Annotated in this window: 1 pseudogene; it reads left to right on the top strand. The window is 60.4% G+C overall.

The features are described 5' to 3' along the window. Positions 1 to 367: 367 nt before the first annotated feature. A pseudogene (locus tag CKO28_RS27630) lies at positions 368 to 1,297 on the top strand (IS1595 family transposase); the annotation flags it as partial. Positions 1,298 to 1,425 lie beyond the last annotated feature (128 nt).

Below are 1,425 nucleotides of genomic sequence, written 5' to 3'. Positions count from 1 at the left end.
CACCCTCCCCCGCGCTTGTCAGCGCACGGGCCCCTCCCGCTCCCCTCAAGGAGACTTTTGCAAGCCGGCATAAGCAGCCGTGTAGGGTGCTTCGACACGCCAGCCTACGGCTGGCACCTCAGCATGAAGCGATCGTTAAGTTTTTGATAAAACAAACTTTTCATCCTGAGTAGGACGCGGAAGGCGTCCGTGTCGAAGGACCCCACACGGGCGCACGGCGAGCTGTGCAAAGATCTCCCGTCTAGGCAGAGCGGCTTGCTGGCGAGCATCCGCGCGCCCCCGAGCAAAGATAGGACGAAATTCCTAATTATATACTTGACGGAACACCGCTCATATCCCAAGCTGTCAACAGTCAAGGAGACAAGCCATGGATATGACGAACCCCATCTTTCACGAAGAAAACGCGGCCCGCGAGCACCTTGAGGCGCTCCACTGGCCCGATGGTCCTTACTGTCCTCACTGCGGCGAGGCCGAGAACGTCAAGCGCCTCAACGGCAAGTCCTACACTGCCGGCGCGCTTTACTGCCGCTCCTGTCGCCGCAAGTTCACGGTGACGGTCGGCACCGTCTTTGAACGCTCCAAGATTCCGCTGCACAAGTGGGTACTCGGCTTCCACATGATGGCGTCGAGCAAGAAGGGCGTGTCCGCCCACCAACTGCATCGCACGCTCGGCATCACATACAAGTCCGCGTGGTTCATGGCCCATCGCATCCGCGAAGCCATGCGCGACGACGACCCCGGCCCCATGGGCGGTGACGGCGAGCACGTCCAGGCGGACGAAACCTACTTCGGCAAGAAGGCCGATCAGACCCCGCCGGCGTCTCGCAAGGGCAAGCCTTACAAGAGCGCCAAATTCGCCACCCAGAAGCGCGCCGTGTTCTCCCTAATTTCCGGCGGTCAGGCCCGTACGTTCCATCTTAAGCGCGCGACTGCCAATAACGTACGCGAGCATCTTGTTCACAACGTCAGCCGCGACACCGAGCTATGGACCGACGAAAGCAACCTCTATCCCAAGGTCGGTGCTGAGTACGCCGCGCACCGCGCCGTGCACCACGCCGCTGGCGAGTACGTTGGCAAGGACGGCGTCACCATCAACCGCGTCGAAAACTACTTCTCCATCTTCAAGCGCGGCATGAAGGGCGTTTACCAGCATTGCTCCGACAAGCACCTGCACCGCTACCTGATCGAATTCGACTTTCGCTATAACCAGCGCAGCGGCCTTGGCGTTTCCGACTACGAGCGCTCCGACAAAGCCTTATCCGGTGCCCGTGGCAAGCGCCTGACCTATCGGCGGACTAAGGACACGCCCAACGATAACAGAATCGGTATGGCTGTCTTTGGGTGCGGCGGTTTGACTCGGGCGGGCGGGATTCCCGTTCACTGGGAGGTATCGTAAGTATGCCAGATGATCGACCGGCGCGGGAT

This window comes from Rhodovibrio sodomensis, assembly GCF_016583645.1.
Lineage (GTDB): Bacteria > Pseudomonadota > Alphaproteobacteria > Kiloniellales > Rhodovibrionaceae > Rhodovibrio > Rhodovibrio sodomensis.
This window is presented reverse-complemented; position numbering and strand designations above follow the sequence as displayed.